Origin of the sequence: Micromonospora krabiensis (assembly GCF_900091425.1) — a bacterium.
GTDB lineage: Bacteria > Actinomycetota > Actinomycetes > Mycobacteriales > Micromonosporaceae > Micromonospora > Micromonospora krabiensis.
On the sequence record NZ_LT598496.1, the window covers coordinates 4,196,993 to 4,216,178 of the forward strand.

Sequence of the window (19,186 nt, forward strand, 5' to 3'; positions counted from 1 at the left end):
CCGGCGCATGCGGTGATGTCAATGCGCCAGGAGGCGGACACGTGCCGTGACGACCGGTTGAGTTGACGTTGTCACATCCCGGCGTCGCCGCGCCGGTCCGCACTTACCATCCCGGCATGACGGTGCCGTCGGAGACGCTTCGCCTCGCCGCCGATTTCCCGGCCGCCACGCACGAGCAGTGGCAGCGGCTGGCCCTCGGGGTGCTGCGCAAGGCCGGCCTCGCCGGCGAGGACGCCCCGGCCGAGGCGGTCGAGGAGCTGCTGGTCCGCCGGGGGTACGACGAGCTGGCGCTCGCGCCGCTGCACACCGCCGACGACCCGACCCCGTTGCCGGGTCCGCCGGGGCTGTTCCCGTACACCCGGGGTGGGCGGGCGACCGGCGCGGTGGTGGCGGGGTGGGACGTCCGGCAGCGGCACGCGGACCCGGACCCGAAGGCCACCGGCGAGGCGGTCCGCGCCGACCTGGAGAACGGCGCCACGTCGCTGTGGCTGGTGCTCGGCGACGGCGGTGTGCCGGTGACCGGGCTCCCGGCGGCGCTGGACGGGGTCTACCTGGACCTGGCCGGAGTGGTGCTGGACGCCGGTGCCGCCGCGGTCGAGGCGGTGCCGGCCTGGTACGCGCTGCTGGCGGAGCGCGGCGTACCGGCGGCAAAGGCGCGCGGCAACCTGGGCGTGGACCCGCTCGGCTGGCGAGCGCGGACCGGGCAGCGGTGGGACGGCCCGGCCGACGAGTGGGCCCGCCGGTGCGCCGCCGATTCTCCCGGCCTGCGGGCGATGACGGTCGACGCGACCGCGTACCACGACGCGGGCGGCTCCGACGCGCAGGAACTCGGCTGCGCGCTGGCCACCGGTGTGGCGTACCTGCGTGAGCTGACCGGCGCCGGGCTGGCCGTGCCGGCCGCGTTCGGGCAGTTGGAGTTCCGGTACGCGGCCACCGCCGACCAGTTCGCCACGATCGCGAAGTTGCGGGCGGGCCGCCGGTTGTGGGCTCGGGTGGCGCAGGTGTGCGGGGCGCCGGAGGCGGGCGCGCAGCGCCAGCACGCGGTGACCTCCACGGCGATGATGACCGCCCGCGACCCGTGGGTGAACATGCTCCGCACGACCCTGGCCTGTTTCGCCGCCGGGGTCGGCGGCGCGGACGCGGTGACCGTGCAGCCGTTCGACACCTGCCTCGGCCTGCCGGACGGCTTCGCCCGGCGGATCGCCCGCAACACCCAGTCGCTGCTGCTCGAGGAGGCGCACGTGGGCCGGGTGGCCGACCCGGCCGGCGGCTCCTGGTACGTCGAGCGGTACACCGAGGAGCTGGCGCGGGCGGCCTGGGCGTGGTTCACCGAGATCGAGCGGGCCGGCGGGATGGCTGCCGCGCTGGGCAGCGGCCTGGTCGCCGACCGGCTGGCCGCGACGTGGCAGCGCCGGGCGGAGAACCTGGCCCACCGCCGGGACCCGCTCACCGGCGTGAGCGAGTTCCCGAGCCTGGAGGAGCGGCTGCCGGTCCGCACGCCCGCGCCGCCCGCGCCGGCCGGCGGGCTCCCCCGGCACCGGTACGCCCAGGCGTACGAGGCGCTGCGCGACCGGGCCGACGCACACGCGACGGCCACCGGCGCCCGGCCCACGGTGTTCCTGGCCACCCTGGGCCCGGCGGCGGTGCACAACGCCCGGGCCGGCTTCGCCGCGAACCTCTTCGCCGCCGGCGGGATCGCCACCGCCCGACCCCCGGTCGGCGAGGACGACCCGGCCCGGTTGGCCGCCGAGTTCACCGCCAGCGACGCCACGGTCGCCTGCCTGTGCTCCTCCGACCGCACCTACGCGCAGGCGGTGGAGCCGGTGGCGCGGGCCCTCGCGGAGGCGGGAGCGGTCCGGGTGTGGCTGGCCGGCCCGCCGGCCGACCAGCCCGGCGTGGACGGCTACCTGTACGCGGGCTGCGACGCCGTGGCGGTCCTGGAAACGACGCTGCGTGATCTGGGGGTGGCGTGATGGACGCTCGGATTCCCGACTTCTCCGGCATCGAGCTGGGTGTCCCGCCGGCCGGCGTCGACCTGGGGCGGTGGCGCGACGCGGTGCGGGCCGAGACCGGAAGCGACCCGGACGCGCTGACGTGGCAGACGCCGGAGGGCATCGGCGTCGCGCCGCTGTACACCGACGCCGACCGGGCCGGGCTGGACTTCCTCGGCACCTACCCGGGCATCGCCCCGTACCTGCGTGGTCCGTACCCGACCATGTACACCACCCAGCCGTGGACGATCCGCCAGTACGCGGGCTTCTCCACCGCGGAGGAGTCGAACGCCTTCTACCGGCGCAACCTGGCCGCCGGGCAGAAGGGACTGTCGGTCGCGTTCGACCTGCCGACCCACCGGGGGTACGACTCCGACCACCCGCGGGTCGCCGGGGACGTGGGCATGGCCGGGGTGGCGATCGACTCGATCTACGACATGCGGCAGCTCTTCGACGGGATCCCGCTGGACCGGATGAGCGTGTCGATGACGATGAACGGCGCGGTGCTGCCGGTGCTGGCGCTCTACATCGTCGCGGCCGAGGAGCAGGGGGTGGCGCCGGAGCAGCTCTCCGGCACCATCCAGAACGACATCCTCAAGGAGTTCATGGTCCGCAACACCTACATCTACCCGCCGCAGCCGTCGATGCGGATCATCTCCGACATCTTCGCCTACACCTCGACGCGGATGCCGCGGTTCAACTCGATCTCCATCTCCGGCTACCACATCCAGGAGGCCGGCGCGACCGCCGACCTGGAGTTGGCGTACACCCTGGCCGACGGGGTGGAGTACCTGCGCGCGGGCCGGGACGCCGGACTGGACGTGGACGCGTTCGCACCCCGGCTGTCGTTCTTCTGGGCCATCGGCATGAACTTCTTCATAGAGGTGGCGAAGCTGCGGGCCGGCCGGCTGCTCTGGGCCCGGCTGGTCCGCGAGTTCGCGCCGAAGAACCCGAAGTCGTTGAGCCTGCGCGCGCACTGCCAGACCTCCGGCTGGTCGCTCACCGCCCAGGACGTGTTCAACAACGTGGTCCGCACCTGTGTCGAGGCGATGGCCGCCACCCAGGGGCACACCCAGTCGCTGCACACCAACGCCCTCGACGAGGCGCTGGCGTTGCCGACCGACTTCTCCGCCCGGATCGCTCGCAACACCCAGTTGCTGTTGCAGCAGGAGTCCGGCACCACGGGGGTGATCGACCCGTGGGGCGGCAGCGCGTACGTCGAGCGGCTCACCCACGACCTGGCCGCCCGCGCCTGGCAGCACATCACCGAGGTCGAGGCGGCCGGTGGGATGGCCCGCGCCATCGACGAGGGCATCCCGAAGCTGCGGATCGAGGAGGCCGCCGCGCGGACCCAGGCGCGCATCGACTCCGGCCGCCAGCCGGTGATCGGCGTCAACAAGTACCGGCCGGACGCCGACGAGCCGATCGACGTGCTCAAGGTCGACAACCGGGCGGTGCGGGCCCAGCAGATGGGGAAGCTGCGCCGGCTCCGCGCGGACCGGGACGAGGCGGCGTGCACGGCGGCCCTGGACGCGCTGACCCGGGCGGCCGGGGCCGCGCTCGACGGCACCCGGGGCCCGGGGCTCGACGGCAACCTGCTCGCCCTGGCGGTCGACGCCGCGCGGGCGAAGGCCACCGTCGGGGAGATCTCCGACGCGCTGGAGAAGGTGTACGGCCGGCACGCCGCGCAGATCCGTACGATCTCCGGGGTGTACCGGGACGAGGCGGGTGCGGTGTCGGCCATAGAGCGGGTCCGAGCCGCCACCGCGGAGTTCGCCGCCGCCGAGGGCCGCCAGCCCCGCATCCTGGTGGCCAAGATGGGCCAGGACGGCCACGACCGGGGCCAGAAGGTGATCGCCACCGCCTTCGCCGACCTCGGCTTCGACGTCGACGTCGGCCCGCTGTTCCAGACCCCGGCCGAGGTGGCCCGGCAGGCGGTCGAGGCCGACGTGCACATCGTCGGCGTCTCCAGCCTGGCCGCCGGGCACCTGACCCTGGTGCCGGCGCTGCGCGACCAGCTGGCCGCCCTGGAGCGCGACGACATCATGATCATTGTGGGCGGCGTGATCCCGCCGCAGGACTTCGACGCGCTGCGCGAGGCGGGCGCGGCGGCGATCTTCCCACCGGGCACCGTGATCGCCGAGGCCGCCCTGGACCTGCTCGATCAGCTGTCCCGACGGCTCGGTCACCGGGCCGGGTGAGCATGCGCGCTCCCGCCGTCGAGGCGTACGTCGAAGGGGTGCGCGCCGGCTCTCGGGCCTGGATCGCCCGGGCCATCACCCTGGTCGAGTCCACCCGAGCCGACCACCGGGCGGCGGCCCAGCGGCTGCTGGTGGCCCTCACCCCACACGCGGGCGGCGCGCACCGGATCGGCATCACCGGGGTGCCCGGGGTCGGCAAGTCCACCTTCATCGACGCCCTCGGCAGCCGCCTGACCGCCGACGGGCACCGGGTGGCGGTACTCGCCGTCGACCCGTCGTCCACCCGCACCGGCGGCAGCATCCTCGGCGACAAGACCCGGATGACCCGGCTCGCCACCGACCCGGCCGCCTTCGTCCGGCCCTCGCCGACGGCCGGCACCCTCGGCGGCGTCGCCAAGGCCACGCGCGAGGCGATCGTGGTCGTCGAGGCTGCCGGCCACGACGTGGTCCTCGTGGAGACCGTCGGTGTCGGCCAGTCCGAGACCACCGTGGCGGAGATGGTCGACTCGTTCCTGCTGCTCACCCTCGCCCGCACCGGCGACCAGCTCCAGGGCATCAAGAAGGGCGTGCTGGAACTGGCCGACGTCATCGCCGTCAACAAGGCCGACGGGCCGCACGCTACCGACGCGCGCCGCGCGGCCCGTGAACTCGCCGGGGCGTTGCGCCTGCTGCACCCGCCCGACGGCGGGTGGCAGCCGCCGGTGGTCACCTGCAGCGCCCTGGAGGAGACCGGCCTGGACGAGGTGTGGCGGCAGATCCGCCACCACCAGGAGACCCTGGCCGCCTCGGGCGACCTCGCCGAACGGCGTCGCCGGCAGCAGATCGGCTGGGTCTGGGCGATGGTCCGGGCCGAACTGCTCGACCGGCTCCGTACCCACCCCACGGTGCGGGCCCTCGCCCCGGAGGTGGAGCGGCAGGTCGTCGACGGCACGCTCACCCCGGCGCTCGCCGCCGAGCGGCTGCTGGCCGGGTTCGCCGAATCACCCGTCAGACCGGGCACACCACCAGACCGGCGCGCACCGGGTGGCGGTACCGCAGGTCCCCGGCCGGCGTCCGGCTGAGCATCGGCGCGAGCAGTTCCAGCAGCCGCCCGGCCACCGGCCCGGGCAGCGGCCGCCCGGCCAGCCGCCGCGCCAGGTCGGCTTCGTCGGCCGCCGTGACGGTCCGGCTGCCGGTCACCACCCGTACGTCGGCCGTCAGGCCCAACTCCGCCAGGGCGCCGGCGATGAGCAGGTGCCGCGGGGGCTGCCGGACCACCGGTCCGCCGGTGAGTGCCGCGAGGACCTGCTCGTGCGGGGCCGGCGTGCCGGCGTCGTCGACACAGAGCAGCAGCCGGCCGGCGTGCAGCACCATCGCCCGCAGCGCCGCCGGCAACTCCCGGTGGTGGCGTAGCGCCCCGGCACTGACCACCACGTCGTGGTGCGCGACGGCCGCCTCCGGCCAGCGGGCCCGTACCGGGTCCACGGTGACGCCGCGCCGGCCGGCCTCGGCCGTGACCAGGGCGAGCCGCTCGCGCGACGGGTCCACCACCGTGACGTACGCACCGGTCGTCGCCGCCACCAGCGCGAACTCGTCCGCGGCGATGCCGAGCACTGTCTCCCCGGGACCGATGTACGAGACCAGGGCGCGCAGCACGGCCTCGTCCGGAGCCGGGTGTGTCCCCTCCGGCTCCCCGCAGGCCACCGCGTGCCACGCGTCGGCGAATCCGTAGCCCGGGGTGGTCGACGGTGTCATCTGCCTGACGTTCCTTCCCTCGCTCCGGCGCCGAGGGCGTCGAGGGGGAGGTACCGGCAGGAGCCGGGGACATCGCCGACCGGCCCACCCTGGCCCTCCCACGAGGCCGTCGGCGGCGTGCGCGGCTGCGCACGCGGTGCGGGCAGGTCTTCGGACTCGTGGGCGTCCTGCTCGCTCCTACTGGCCGTCGCTTCCCAGGCCTGCGCGGCCCAGTGCGTCATGACGGCGGTCGTTCCCACTCACCGCTGCGGGGCAGTCCCGGACTCGCACCGGGTTCCCTCTTGCGACGCCCGGACCCGTCAGGGCCCGCGCGTACCAGCACCGCCCCGCATCCTATGGCCCGCACGAGGCGGGACCTATGGCGTGCACCACCGGCCGGCGTGATCGTGCCTCCCGGGGTGATCGTCGAAGGATGCCCTTCGCCCGGGTGAGCAGGGGCGGGAGCCGGGAAGGGCCTGACGGGCCTTCCCGGCTCCCGGGGACGCCGACCGCGCTCAGCCGGTCGACCCGCCGGGCCCACGACCCGACCCGAGGTGCCGGGCGTACGCGCCGGTGGTGAAGAACGCGGGCAGGTCCTCCCCCAGCGCGGTGTCCTCGACGATCCGCGCGGCCTGTCCGGCACGCCGCTGGCCGTCGCCGTCGCGACCGGCGACCATGTCGGCCAGTTCCTCGGCGAGGATCGACCGAACCAGTTCGTCGGTCACCGTGCCGCCGTCGGCCAGCGGCGTGCCGTGGTGCAGCCACTGCCAGACCTGGCAGCGGGCGATCTCGGCGGTGGCCGCGTCCTCCATCAGGTTCCACAGCGCCACCGCGCCGGTGCCGCCGAGCCACGCGTCGATGTAGCGCAGCGCGACCGCGATGTTGGACCGCAGCCCCGCGGCGGTGACCTGGCCCGGGGTCTTGTCGACGGCGAGCAGGTCGGCCGCGGTGACGCTGACGTCGTCGCGGAGCCGGTCGAGCTGGTTCGGGCGGTCGCCCAGCACCGCGTCGAACTCCTCCCGGCACGTATCGACCAGGCCCGGGTGGGCCACCCAGGAGCCGTCGAACCCGTCGCCGGCCTCCCGCCGCTTGTCCGCGCGTACCCGGCGCAGCGCCGTCTCGTTGACCTCTGGGTCCCGGCTGGAGATGACCGCGGCCATCCCCCCGATCGCGTACGCGCCCCGCCGGTGGCAGGTACGCACCAGCAGTTCGGTGTACGCCCGCATGAACGGCACGGTCATGGTGACCTCGGCGCGGTCCGGAAGGACGAAGTCCGGCCACTGCCCGAAGTTCTTGATGATGCTGAAGATGTAGTCCCACCGCCCGGCGTTGAGTCCCGCCGAGTGCTCGCGCAGCTCGTAGAGGATCTCCTCCATCTCGAACGCGGCGGTGATCGTCTCGATCAGCGTGGTGGCCCGGATGGTGCCCTGCGGCAGGCCCAGGTACTGCTGGGCGAAGACGAAGATGTCGTTCCACAGCCGTGCCTCGCGGTGGCCCTCCAGCTTGGCGAGGTAGAAGTACGGCCCCGCCCCGGCGTCGAGCTGCCGCCGGGCGCAGTGGAATAGGTAGAGCCCGAAGTCGACCAGGCTGGCCGAGATCGGCCGCCCGTCCACCGCGATACCCTTCTCCACGAGGTGCCAGCCGCGCGGCCGGACCACGATCGTGGCCAGTTCCTCGCCGAGGGCGTACCGCTTGCCGCGCGGGTCGGTGAAGTCGATCCGCCGGTCCAGCGCGTCGATCAGGTTGAGTTGCCCGCTGATGACGTTGTGCCAGGTGGGGGCGGTGGCGTCCTCAAAGTCGGCGAGCCACACCTTCGCCCCGGAGTTGAGGGCGTTGACGGTCATCTTGCGGTCGGTCGGTCCGGTGATCTCGACCCGCCGGTCGACCAGACCCGGTGCCGGCGGCGCCACCCGCCAGGTCGGGTCGTCCCGGATCGCGGCGGTCTCCGCTAGGAAGTCGGGCAGCTGGCCGCTGGCGTACCGGTCCCGGCGGGCTCGGCGGGTGTCGAGCAGGGCCACCCGGCGGGCGGCGAACTCGCTGTCCAGCGCGACCAGGAACTCCAGCGCCTCGGGGGTGAGGACCTCGTCGAACCGGTCGGCCATCGGGCCGATGACCTCGTACCTCATGCGAACTGTTCCTCTTCGGTGGAGCCGCGCAGGGCGGTGGTCTCGGCGGCCGGGTTGAGCACGGTGCTGATCAGGTCGAAGTAGCCGGTGCCCACCTCGCGCTGGTGCTTGACGGCGGTGTAGCCGGTCGGCTCGGCCGCGAACTCCCGCTCCTGCAGCGCCACGTAGGCCGACATGCCCTCGGCGGCGTAGCCGCGGGCCAGGTCGAACATCGAGTAGTTGAGGGCGTGGAAGCCGGCCAGGGTGATGAACTGGAACCTGTACCCCATGTGGCCGAGCTCCCGTTGGAACTTCGCGATGGTCGCGTCGTCCAGGTGCTTGCGCCAGTTGAACGACGGCGAGCAGTTGTAGGCGAGCAGCTGGTCCGGGTACTCGGCCTTGATCGCCTCGGCGAACCGGCGGGCGACCTCCAGGTCCGGCGTGCTGGTCTCCATCCAGAGCAGGTCCGAGTGGGGGGCGTAGGCCAGACCGCGGGCGATGCACGGCTCGACGCCGTTGCGGACGCGGTAGAAGCCCTCGGCGGTCCGCTCGCCGGTGACGAACGGCCGGTCCCGCTCGTCCACGTCGGTGGTGAGCAGCGTGGCGGCCTGCGCGTCGGTGCGGGCGATGACCACCGACGGCACGCCGGCGACGTCGGCGGCGAGCCGCGCCGCCTCGAGGGTACGGATGTGCTGGCCGGTCGGGACGAGCACCTTCCCGCCGAGGTGACCGCACTTCTTCTCGGCGGCGAGCTGGTCCTCCCAGTGCACCCCGGCCGCGCCGGCCGCGATCATCGCGGTCATCAGCTCGTACGCGTTGAGCGGACCGCCGAAGCCGGCCTCGGCGTCCGCGACGATCGGCGCCAGCCAGTCCGTCCCGGTGGTGTCGCCCTCGGCGGTGGTGATCTGGGCGGCGCGCAGCAGCGCGTTGTTGATCCGGCGCACGACCGCGGGTACCGAGTTGGCCGGGTAGAGGCTCTGGTCGGGGTAGGTGTGCCCGGCCAGGTTGGCGTCGGCGGCCACCTGCCAGCCGGAGAGGTAGATCGCCTTGAGGCCGGCGCGGACCATCTGCACGGCCTGGTTGCCGGTGAGCGCGCCGAGGGCGTGGATGTAGTCCTCGCTGTGCAGCAGCTTCCACAGCCGCTCCGCCCCGTGCCGGGCCAGGGTGTGTTCCTCCTGGATCGCCCCGCGCAGCCGCACCACGTCCTCCGCGCGGTAGCTGCGCCGCACCCCCTTCCACCGCGGGCTGGTCTCCCACTCCGTACGCAACTGCTCGACGGCGTTCTGCATGGTGTCGTCCCCTCGGTGTCGATGGCGCCGCGATCCGGCTGCCGCGTGGCGGCGTAGGTCGATGCCGGTTCGGCGTGTCGCCAACGCTCACACGGCGCCGACGGCCGGTCGAGGGACGGAAAAAGCCAAGTTCTGGGAATTTTCCGCCGCATCTTGCGAAGTTGCGAAGGGATATGTTGGCAGCCTGCCAAGCAGGCGATCGGTGAACGACCAGGGGAGGTGAGGGCGATCGCCAAGACCTTCGCCGGTGCCCGGCTGCGCCGGCTGCGCGAGGATCGGGCGCTGAGCCAGTCGCACCTGGCCCGCCTGCTCGGCATCTCGCCCAGCTACCTCAACCAGATCGAACACGACGCCCGGCCGCTGACCGTTCCGGTGCTGATGCGGATCACCGAGGTGTTCGGCGTCGACCCGACCGTCTTCGCGCCCCGGGACACGCCGAGACTGGCCGCCGGGCTGCGTGAGGCGCTTCCCGGCCGGGCGGGCGTCGCCGACCTCACCGAACTCGCCACCCGGCTGCCCGAGGTCGCCGAGGCCGTCATCGAGCTGCACCGCCGGTACCGGCAGGCGGACGAGCAACTCGCCGAGATCCTCGGTGACCGGGAGAAGCTCGGCCGCAGCCCGCACGACCAGGTGACCGAGTTCTTCTACCGGCGGCAGAACTACGTACCCGACCTGGACGAGGCCGCGGAGCGCCTGGCCGCGAACATCGACCTCCGCCGTGGCGAGGTCCGCGCCACCCTCCAGGACCGGCTCGCCCAGCGGCACGGCCTCCACGTCCGCCGCGACGACGCCGCCTCGCTCGGCGACGAACTGCACCGCTACCGCCCGCAGACCCGCACCCTGCACCTGTCGTCGTCGCTGCGGGCCGGACAGGAGGCCATGCGGATGGCGGCGCAGATCGCGCTGCTGGAGTTCGCCGACGTGATCGACGAGATCGTGGAGGAGGAGCGGTTCGACGACGTCCAGACCCAGATCCTCACCCGGGTCGGCCTGGCGAACTACTTCGCCGCCGCGCTGATCCTGCCGTACGAGCAGTTCCTGGCGGCGGCCGAGCAACGCCGGTACGACATCGACCTGCTCACCCAGCACTTCGCGATGGGCTGGGAGACGGTCTGTCACCGGCTCAGCACCCTGCAACGCCCCCGGGCGCGTGGGGTGCCGTTCTCGTTCGTCCGGGTCGATCGGGCCGGCAACATGTCCAAACGCCAGTCCGCCACCGGCTTCCCGTTCTCCCACACCGGCGGCACCTGCCCGTTGTGGAACGTCTACGAGGCGTTCAGCGCGCCCGGCCGGGTGGTCGTGCAGGTCGCCGCGATGCCCGACGGGCAGCGCTACCTGTGGATCGCCCGCAGCATCACCCGGCACCACGGCGGCTACAACCAGCCGGGGAAGGTCTACGCGGTCGGCCTGGGCTGCGAGACCCGGCATGCCGACCGGCTGGTCTACTCCGCCGGGATGGACCTGCACGCGGCGGAGGCGGCCACACCGATCGGCCCGGGCTGCAAGACCTGCGAGCGGATGACCTGCCCGCAGCGGGCCGCCGCACCGATCAGCCGCCGGCTCGATCTGGACGAGAACCGGAGCACTTTCATCCCGTACCCCCTCAAGGACTGAGTCGAGCCGGTCGCCGGCGCACCGGGCGGGACGCTGGGTCCCGCCCGGCCCGGCGGATCAGCTGCCGCGAAGCTCCGCTGCGGCGGCGACCAGGTGTTCGAGGGACGCCTCGACCTCGGGGTAGCCGCGCGTCTTCAGACCGCAGTCGGGGTTCACCCACAGCCGCTCGGCCGGCACCACCGCCACGGCCCGGCGCAGCGCGTCGACGACCTCGGCACGGGACGGCACCCGGGGCGAGTGGATGTCCCAGACGCCGGGCCCGACGCCACGGCCGTAGCCGACCGCGGCGAGGTCGTCGAGGACCTCCATCCGCGAGCGCGACGCCTCGATGCTGGTGACGTCCGCGTCGAGGGCGTCGATGGCGGTGATGACCTCGCCGAACTCCGAGTAGCACAGGTGGGTGTGGATCTGCGTGTCGTCGGCGACGCCGCAGGTCGCCAGGCGGAAGGCCCCCACCGCCCAGTCCAGGTACGCCTTCTGGTCCGCCCTGCGCAGGGGGAGCGTCTCCCGCAGCGCCGGCTCGTCGACCTGGATGACCCGGATGCCGGCCGCCTCGAGGTCGCGGCACTCGTCACGCAGGGCGAGCGCGACCTGGTCGGCGGTGTCGGCGAGGGGCTGGTCGCTGCGGACGAACGACCAGGCCAGGATCGTCACCGGACCGGTGAGCATGCCCTTGACCGGCCGGTCGGTCAGCGACTGCGCGTAGGTGGACCAGGTGACCGTCATCGGTGACCGGCGCGCCACGTCGCCGTGGATGATGGGCGGACGCACGCAGCGCGAGCCGTAGGACTGCACCCACCCGTGCTCGGTGGCGGCGAACCCGGACAACTGCTCGCCGAAGTACTGGACCATGTCGTTGCGTTCCGGCTCGCCGTGCACGAGCACGTCCAGGCCAAGCCGCTCCTGCAACCGGATGACGTGCTCGACCTCGGCGCGCATTAGCTGCGTGTAGGCGGCGGCGTCGAGACGCCCGGCCCGGTGCTCGGCACGCGCCCGGCGCAGCTCGTCGGTCTGCGGGAACGAGCCGATGGTCGTGGTCGGCAGCGGTGGCAGGCTCAGCCGGGTCTGCTGCGCGGCGGCACGTTCCGGGTACGCGCCGCGTTGCCGATCGGTGGGGCGCAGAGCGGCGAGCCGGCCGCGTACGGTGTCGTCACGCCATTCCGTCGGGGTGGGCGGCAGCGGCTCGGGCAGGGACGTGGCCCCGTCGCGCAGCGCCCGGCCCAGCAGGACCACCTCGTCGACCTTCTGCCGCGCGAAGGCGAGCCGCTGCCGCAGCGCCGGGTCGAGAGCGGTCTCGACGGACAGGTCCACCGGCACGTGCAGCAGCGAGCACGAGGTGGAGACCGCGACGTGATCGGCGAGCCCGGCCACCGCGGCACCGGCCGCCACGGCGGCACGCGGGTCCGTACGCCAGACATTGCGGCCGTCGACCAGGCCCGCGACGATCGTCTTGCCGCGCAGCGGGCCCGCACCGGCCAGCCGCCGCAGGTTGCCGGTGCCGGCCACCAGGTCCAGACCGACCGCCTCGACCGGCGTGTCGAGCAGGGCGGGCAGCGCGTCGCCGAGCTCACCGAAGTAAGAGGCGACGAAGATCGCCGGCCGCTGCCGCACCGCGCACAGCCGGGTGTAGGCCTCCCGCAGCGCGTCGACCTCGGCGGTGCTCCGGTCGGCGACGTAGGCGGGTTCGTCCAGCTGCACCCACCGCACGCCTGCCGCCGCGAGGGATCGCAGGAGCTCGGCGTAAACGTCGACCAGGTCGGTCAACCGGTCGAACGGATCGCCGCCCGGCTCGGTGGTCTTGGCCAGCAGCAGGAACGTGGCCGGCCCGACCAGCACCGGGCGGCTCTCGACGCCCAGCTCGCGGGCTTCGCGGTACTCGGCCAGCGCCTTTGCGGGATTCGGGACGAAGACCGTCCCGGAGCCGATCTCCGGGACCAGGTAGTGGTAGTTCGTGTCGAACCACTTCGTGAGTTCCAGCGCCGGCTCGGTGTCGACGCCGCGGGCCATGGCGAAGTAGGTGTCCAGGTCGGACAACCCGAGCCGGGCGAACCGGTGCGGGACAGCGCCGACGGCGACGGCGGTGTCGAGCATGTGATCGTAGTAGGAGAACGTGTTGGACGGGATCGCGTCCAGCCGCGCGTCGCGCAGCGTCCGCCAGACCTGCGCCCGTAGCGCGGCGGCGGTCGCCGCCAACTCCTCGGCGTCGATCCGGCCTGCCCAGTAGGCCTCGACTGCCCTCTTCAGCTCACGGTTGTCACCGATGCGCGGATAGCCCAGCACGGTGCTCTGACCGAATGCGGTACTCATGGGGTCCTTCCCTCGAAGTGCCCGAGGTCGTCCCGGCAGGCAGGGAGGAAAGGGTACGGTGGCGTACCGGCTTCCACCCCGGCCGTCCCGAGCGACCGTCGGCGGCGCACACCGGATGGCGTGCGCGGTGCGGGCAGGTCTTCGGACTCGCGGGCGTGACCGGTACGGTCGCCTACTGGCCGTCGCTTCCCAGACCGTGCGGTCCAGTGCTTGATGACGGCGGTCGTTCCCACTCACCGCTGCGGGGCAGTCCCGGATTCCCACCGGGTTCCCTCTTGCGACGCCGCGCCCCTGACGGGCACGGCGAACCAGCACCGTTGTCTATCGTATGGGGCGATGAGCGATCGTGGTCGGCGCGTCCGTCCTGCGGGACGGCGAGCCGTCGTGGCGGCGGGACGACCGCGCACGACGAGAAGGTGACGGATGGGCCATAAAATCGACAGGGTCGCGGTGATGGTGGATGGCGCCGACTGGGTGGCGGTACGGCCGGAGGACTTCGACCGCCTGGACGCCTCCCGCCGGCAGGTCGGCGCCCGCGCCGCCCGGGCGACCCGGCTGGAGCACGAGTTGCGGCAGGCGCGGGCCCGCCTGGCGCGGATCGAGGCGATCCTCGCCGAGGCGGGCCCCGCCGGCTGCGCCTGTGAGCGCCTCGCCGCCGCCTTGGGCGACGACGGTCCGGCTGCCCGCGGCGTCAGAAGTCGTCGTCGAAGCTGACGCTCCCGGTGACACCGACCTGGTACGCCGACACGCGGCGTTCGAAGAAGTTCGACAGCTCCTGCACGTCCTGCAGTTCCATGAACGCGAACGGGTTGCGGCTGCCGTACATTGGCGCGATGCCGAGCACGGCCAGGCGCCGGTCGGCCACGTGCTGGAGGTATTCCCGCATGTCGGCCAGTGACATCCCGGAGACGCCCTGCTCCAGCAGGTCGGCGGCGAACTGGACCTCGCACTCCACGGCCTCGGCCAACATGTCCTTGACCTGCCGCTCCATGTCGGTGTCGAACAGGTCAGGCTCCTCGGCGCGTACGGTGTCCACGACGTCGAAGGCGAAGGCCATGTGCATGGACTCGTCGCGGAACACCCAGTTGGTGCCGGACGCGAGTCCGTGCAGCAGCCCTCGGGACCGTAGGTAGTACACGTAGGCGAAGGCGCCGTAGAAGAACAGCCCTTCGATGCAGGCGGCGAAGCAGATGAGGTTGAGCAGGAACGCCCGCCGGTCCTCCCGGGTCTCCAGCTCGCGCAGCTTGAAAATCGAGTCGATCCACTTGAAGCAGAACTCGGCCTTGCGGGCGATCGACGGGATGTTCTCCACCGCCGCGAACGCGGCGAACCGCTCCTTCTCGTCGGGGACGTAGGTGTCGAGCAGGTTCAGGTAGAACTGGACGTGCACGGCCTCCTCGAACAGCTGCCGGGACAGGTAGAGACGGCCCTCGGGAGAATTGACGTGCTGGTAGAGGTTGAGCACCAGGTTGTTGGCGACGATGGTGTCGCCGGTGGCGAAGAACGCCACGAGCCGGGACACCAGGTGCTGCTCGGCGGGTGAGAGCTTGCCCAGGTCGGCGAGGTCGGAGTGCAGGTCGACCTCCTCGACGGTCCAGGTGTTCTTGATGGCGTCCTTGAACCGGTCGAAGAAGTGCGGGTAGCGCATCGGTCGCAGGGTCAGGTCCATGCCGGGGTCGAGCAGCAGGTGCCGCTCTCCGGTGCCGGTGCTGGTGCTGCGGTCGGAAACAGTGGTCATTGGCAGGCCTCGCAGCTTTCGGGGTTCTCCAGGGAGCAGGCAAGCGCCTCGTCGTCGCTCACCGCGGCGAGCGGTGCGATCGCCGGGGTGACGGCGACGGTGGCCTGCTGGATCCGCGTCGCGGGACGCGAGCGCAGGTAGTAGGTGGTCTTCAGCCCGGCCTTCCAGGCGTACAGGTACATCGAGGAGAGCTTGCCGATGGTCGGCGCCTGGATGAACAGGTTCAGCGACTGCGACTGGTCGATGTACGGCGCCCGGGCGGCGGCCAGGTCGATCAGCGCCCGCTGCGGCAGTTCCCACGCGGTACGGAACAACTCCCGCACCTCGGCGGGCAGCTCGCTGATCCCCTGCACCGACCCATCGGCGCGCTTGATCTGCTCCCGGATCTGCGGCGTCCACAGTCCCCGCGCCTTCAGCTCGCGGACCAGGTACGTGTTGACCTGGAGGAACTCGCCGGACATGGTCTCGCGCTTGAACAGGTTGGACACCTGCGGCTCGATGCACTCGTAGCAGCCGGCGATCGACGCGATGGTGGCGGTCGGCGCGATCGCGACCAGCAGCGAGTTGCGCAGCCCGTGCGCGGCGATCCGCTTCCGCAGGGCTGCCCACCGCTCGGTCTGGGTGGGTTCGGCACCCCACAGGTCCGGGTGCAGTTCACCCCGGGCGGCGCGGGTCTCGGCGTACGCGGGGTGCGGGCCGAACCGCTGCGCCAGCCCGGCCGAGGTCTCCAGGGCGGTCAGCAGGATCTCCTCCTGCACCCGGGTGGACAGCTCCTTCGCCTCGGTCGAGTCGAACGGCAGGCGCAGCGTGAAGAACGCGTCCTGCAGGCCCATCAGGCCCAGCCCGACCGGCCGCCAGCGCGGGTTCGACGCCGCCGCCTGCTCGGCCGGGTAGTAGTTGATGTCGATCACCCGGTCCAGGAACACCACCGCGGTGCGGACCGTCGCCCGCAGTTTCTCCCAGTCGACCCCGTCGGCGGTGACGTGCGCGCCGAGGTTGACCGAGCCCAGGTTGCAGACCGCCGTCTCGGTGTCGGTGTTCACCTCCAGGATCTCGGTGCACAGGTTGGACAGGTGGATCGCGTTGCCCGGCACGCCGGTCTGGTTGGACAGCCGGTTCGACGGGTCCTTGAACGTCATCCACCCGTTGCCGGTCTGCGCCAAGGTGCGCATCATCCGCCCGTACAGGTCCCGGGCCTTGACCGTCCGCACCGCCTTCTTCTCGGCGACCCGGTAGGCGGCGTCGAACTCCTCGCCGTACAGGTCCGGCAGCTCCGGCGCGTCGGAGGGGTCGATCAGCGACCAGTCGCCGTCGGCCTCGACCCGGCGCATGAACTCGTCCGGGATCCAGTTGGCCAGGTTCAGGTTGTGCGTCCGGCGGGACTCCTCGCCGGTGTTGTCCCGCAACTCCAGGAACTCCTCGATGTCGGGGTGCCACGGCTCCAGGTAGACGCAGGCCGCGCCCTTGCGCCGGCCGCCCTGGTTGACCGCCGCCACGCCGGCGTCGAGGGTCTTGAGGAACGGCACGATGCCGTTCGACCGGCCGTTCGTGCCGCGGATCAGCGCGCCCCGGCCGCGCACCCGCGACCAGGCGATCCCGATGCCGCCGGAGAACTTCGACAGCTTCGCCACCTGGTGGTACCGCTCGTAGATCGAGTCCAGCTCGTCGCGGGGCGAGTCGACCAGGAAGCAGGACGACATCTGCGTGTGCCGGGTGCCGGAGTTGAACAGCGTCGGCGAGCTGGGCAGGTAGGCCAGCGACGACATCAGCCGGTAGAACCCGATCGCCTCGACCGGCGTCTCGGACAGCCCGCAGGCCACCCGCAGCAGCCAGTACTGCGGCGTCTCCACCACCAGCCGCGACTCGGGGTGGCGCAGCAGGTACCGGTCGGCGACGGTGCGCAGCCCGAAGTACTCGAACCGCAAATCACCAGCTGGATCCACGGCATCGTCCAGCTTGCGGGCGTTACGGGCCACGAACGCGGCCGTGTCGTCCCCGATCAGACCCAGGCCGTGGGCGTACCGGACGGACTGGCTGAAACTCGCCACACCCTGCCCGCGGACCTCCTTGTCCACGAACGCGGCCAACAGCCGCGCCGCCAGCTTCGAGTACTGTGGCTCCTCGCCGATCAGCTCCGCCGCCGTCTGGATCGACAGCTTGTCGAGCTCCGCGGTCGTCGCCCCGTCGTACAGGCCGCTGATCGTTTTCGTGGCGACCCGAAGCGGGTCCACCTCGTCCAGGTCCGCGACCCACCGCTCGACCGCCTTGACGATCTTGTTGACGTCCACCGGCTCGCTGTCACCGTTGCGCTTGTGGACCTGCATCACCTGCCGCCGCTGCTCCGGCTGCACCAGACCGGCAGCGGGACTCTGCTGCACCACCGTCATGACCTCTCCCTCGCGCTGTCTCCGATGGCCCTCGGACGCGCGGGAAGACGCCACGGAGCTGCCGGGAAGGGTCAGCTCCGGTGCCGGCGTCGGTCGTCCCACGCGACCTTCGACCGCCGCCCACGTACGCGGACGGCGCGCTGGCAGGTCTTCGGACTCGTGGGCGTCCTACTCACTCCTACTGGTCGTCGCTTCCCAGGCCTGCTCGGCCCAGTGCTTCATGACGGCGGTCGTTCCCACTCACCGCTGCGGGGCAGTCCCGGACTCGCACCGGGTTCCCTCTTGCCTCGGCCGCCCTGGATAGGCACCCGAACCAGCTACGGCAGACACCATATATGGACGCCTCCATCGACCTGCACCCCAGATACTGTGTCGGCGTGTCACAACGGGATCGCCGCAGCAGGCGGAGCTCCGCCAGCGTTGGAAGGAAGCCTTCCCCGAACTCGCCGCGACCCGCAGCGACGCGGCGTAGCGGCGGGCCCCTTCGACGAACGCCTCGCACGACCCAGGCCCGGGGCGGCCGATCGGTGCGGCTTCGCTCTGGCCGGCGGTACGCGGCTCGGACCCTCGGGCTTCTGGACCTGATGATCTCAGCAGTAGGGCGTGACCGGCCGAGCGCTGGGCAATCTCGAGCCGCGACCGATGGCATCACCCGCGAATCGAACACGGGGAGTCCCGCATACCGAACACAGCGGTATCCGCAGATCGAAACCCTGCCGGCGCGTCGGCGCAGCCACCCGTACGGCGCGGGCCTGTCGCCAATCCCGCCAGGCGGTGGTCACCCCCGGCCGTGGTGCGGATCATCGCGTGCCGGGGGGACCGCCTGCGAGGTGTACCCGCTCTCGGGCAACACCTGTGGCCATACTGCGGTAATTGCCAAATGTTTGCAACAAGGCTGTCGCGGTGGGGTGCGGGGTGCGGTCACGGGGTAGCCGGGGGACTCCCCGCGGTCGTGGCCACGAGCAGGGACAGCTCGCGGACCAGGTCGTCAATGCTCTGGCCGCTCTGGGCTCGGACCAGGCCCAGCGCGAGGTCGGCGAGCAGGTAGAAGCCGAGGGTGCGGGCCTGCTCGCTGGGGAACGCGGCGAGCAGTTCCTCGGCGCCGCCGGGGTCACCGCGGTGGTTGGCCGCGATGACCCCGGCGGCGCGTTGGAGCAGCTCCGCCGCTTCGGGAGTGGCTGCGCTCACCCGGCTCAGATCTTCGGGCTCGTGGCGCGGGCGGCGTCGAAGCGGGCGATCACGTCGGACCAGTTGACCAGGTTCCACAGCCGGTCGACGTAGTCGGGGCGGACGTTCTTGTACTGCAGGTAGTAGGCGTGCTCCCAGGCGTCGAAGACCAGCAGCGGCGTGGAGCCCTGCCCGACGTTGCCGTGGTGGTCGTAGACCTGTTCCACGATCAGCCGCTGCCCGAGCGGCTCCCAGGCCAGGACGCCCCAGCCGGAGCCCTGCACGCTCTTCGTCGCCGCCGACAGCTGCCCGGCGAAGGCGTCGAAGGAGCCGAAGTGCTCGTCGATCGCGGCGGCGAGGTCGCCGTCGGGGCGGTCACCGCCGTCCGGGGACAGGTTGTTCCAGAAGATGGTGTGCAGGACGTGCCCGGAGAGGTTGAACGCGTACGTCTTCTCCAGGCCGACGAGCTTGCTGAAGTCGCCCTTGTCGCGGGCCTCGGCGAGCTGCTCCAGGCCGTCGTTGGCGCCCTTGACGTACGCGGCGTGGTGCTTGTCGTGGTGCAGCTCGAGGATCTGCCCCGACATGGCCGGCTCCAGCGCGCCGTAGTCGTAGGTCAGGTCGGGCAGGGTGTAGACCGCCATCAGGATCCCTCTTTCGGTGATGCTGCCGTAGTT

The 19,186-nt window shown here is 72.2% G+C and carries 13 protein-coding genes and 3 riboswitches; of the genes, 5 read left to right on the forward strand and 8 right to left on the reverse strand.

The window, feature by feature from the left end:
• The first annotated feature begins 116 nt into the window (after window positions 1-116).
• Genes GA0070620_RS19165 through meaB form a run of 3 tightly spaced genes read left to right on the forward strand, consistent with a single transcriptional unit; the run spans window position 117 to window position 5,253 of the window.
• Window positions 117-1,973: a methylmalonyl-CoA mutase family protein gene (locus GA0070620_RS19165; protein ID WP_091592824.1), complete on the forward strand. Its 1,857-nt coding sequence runs from the start codon at window positions 117-119 to the stop codon at window positions 1,971-1,973.
• Window positions 1,973-4,192 (forward strand): methylmalonyl-CoA mutase, encoded by a 2,220-nt coding sequence (gene scpA, locus GA0070620_RS19170; protein WP_091592825.1) that lies wholly within the window; start codon window positions 1,973-1,975, stop codon window positions 4,190-4,192. The genes GA0070620_RS19165 and scpA overlap by 1 nt, the downstream gene beginning before the upstream one ends.
• Before the next feature lie 2 nt (window positions 4,193-4,194).
• The gene (meaB, locus tag GA0070620_RS19175; protein ID WP_172836461.1) at window positions 4,195-5,253 is read left to right on the forward strand and encodes a methylmalonyl Co-A mutase-associated GTPase MeaB; all 1,059 of its coding nucleotides are present in this window, start codon (window positions 4,195-4,197) and stop codon (window positions 5,251-5,253) included.
• On the opposite strand, the gene GA0070620_RS19180 is transcribed toward meaB, so the two are convergent.
• The 3 genes from GA0070620_RS19180 to aceA form a co-directional block, all read right to left on the reverse strand.
• Window positions 5,180-5,926, reverse strand: coding sequence for a class I SAM-dependent methyltransferase (locus tag GA0070620_RS19180; protein ID WP_091592829.1), 747 nt, complete (start codon window positions 5,924-5,926; stop codon window positions 5,180-5,182). The genes meaB and GA0070620_RS19180 overlap by 74 nt on opposite strands.
• A gap of 124 nt (window positions 5,927-6,050) precedes the next feature.
• Window positions 6,051-6,261, reverse strand: a riboswitch (cobalamin riboswitch).
• Between the two features lie 159 nt (window positions 6,262-6,420).
• Complete coding sequence (aceB, locus tag GA0070620_RS19185) at window positions 6,421-8,031, reverse strand: malate synthase A (protein WP_091592831.1); 1,611 nt, start codon at window positions 8,029-8,031, stop codon at window positions 6,421-6,423.
• Window positions 8,028-9,299: an isocitrate lyase gene (gene aceA, locus GA0070620_RS19190; RefSeq protein ID WP_091592833.1), complete on the reverse strand. Its 1,272-nt coding sequence runs from the start codon at window positions 9,297-9,299 to the stop codon at window positions 8,028-8,030. The genes aceB and aceA overlap by 4 nt, the downstream gene beginning before the upstream one ends.
• Window positions 9,300-9,518: 219 nt before the next feature.
• Between aceA and GA0070620_RS19195 the strand changes: the two genes are divergently transcribed.
• A complete protein-coding gene (locus GA0070620_RS19195) occupies window positions 9,519-10,913 on the forward strand; it encodes a short-chain fatty acyl-CoA regulator family protein (protein WP_197677471.1) in 1,395 nt (464 codons plus the stop codon).
• Window positions 10,914-10,970: 57 nt separating this feature from the next.
• Here the strand turns inward: GA0070620_RS19195 and metE are convergent, their stop codons facing one another.
• On the reverse strand, window positions 10,971-13,220 hold the full coding sequence (metE, locus tag GA0070620_RS19200) for a 5-methyltetrahydropteroyltriglutamate--homocysteine S-methyltransferase (RefSeq protein WP_091592835.1): 2,250 nt from the start codon (window positions 13,218-13,220) through the stop codon (window positions 10,971-10,973).
• A 115-nt stretch (window positions 13,221-13,335) separates the two neighbouring features.
• A riboswitch (cobalamin riboswitch) is annotated at window positions 13,336-13,548 on the reverse strand.
• 125 nt (window positions 13,549-13,673) lie between these two features.
• Between metE and GA0070620_RS19205 the strand changes: the two genes are divergently transcribed.
• Window positions 13,674-13,934: a hypothetical protein gene (locus tag GA0070620_RS19205; RefSeq protein WP_157741668.1), complete on the forward strand. Its 261-nt coding sequence runs from the start codon at window positions 13,674-13,676 to the stop codon at window positions 13,932-13,934.
• Here the strand turns inward: GA0070620_RS19205 and GA0070620_RS19210 are convergent.
• The 4 genes from GA0070620_RS19210 to GA0070620_RS19225 form a co-directional block, all read right to left on the reverse strand.
• The gene (locus GA0070620_RS19210) at window positions 13,912-14,958 is read right to left on the reverse strand and encodes a ribonucleotide-diphosphate reductase subunit beta (protein ID WP_091592840.1); all 1,047 of its coding nucleotides are present in this window, start codon (window positions 14,956-14,958) and stop codon (window positions 13,912-13,914) included. The genes GA0070620_RS19205 and GA0070620_RS19210 overlap by 23 nt on opposite strands.
• Window positions 14,955-17,345 carry a ribonucleoside-diphosphate reductase subunit alpha gene (locus GA0070620_RS19215; RefSeq protein ID WP_091592842.1) on the reverse strand — a complete coding sequence of 797 codons (2,391 nt, stop codon included), beginning with the start codon at window positions 17,343-17,345 and terminating at the stop codon, window positions 14,955-14,957. The genes GA0070620_RS19210 and GA0070620_RS19215 overlap by 4 nt, the downstream gene beginning before the upstream one ends.
• Window positions 17,346-17,471: 126 nt before the next feature.
• A riboswitch (cobalamin riboswitch) is annotated at window positions 17,472-17,678 on the reverse strand.
• 588 nt (window positions 17,679-18,266) lie between these two features.
• Window positions 18,267-18,533: a hypothetical protein gene (locus GA0070620_RS19220; protein WP_091592844.1), complete on the reverse strand. Its 267-nt coding sequence runs from the start codon at window positions 18,531-18,533 to the stop codon at window positions 18,267-18,269.
• Between the two features lie 5 nt (window positions 18,534-18,538).
• Window positions 18,539-19,153, reverse strand: a complete 615-nt coding sequence (locus tag GA0070620_RS19225) for a superoxide dismutase (protein WP_091592846.1) — start codon at window positions 19,151-19,153, stop codon at window positions 18,539-18,541.
• Between the last annotated feature and the right edge of the window lie 33 nt (window positions 19,154-19,186).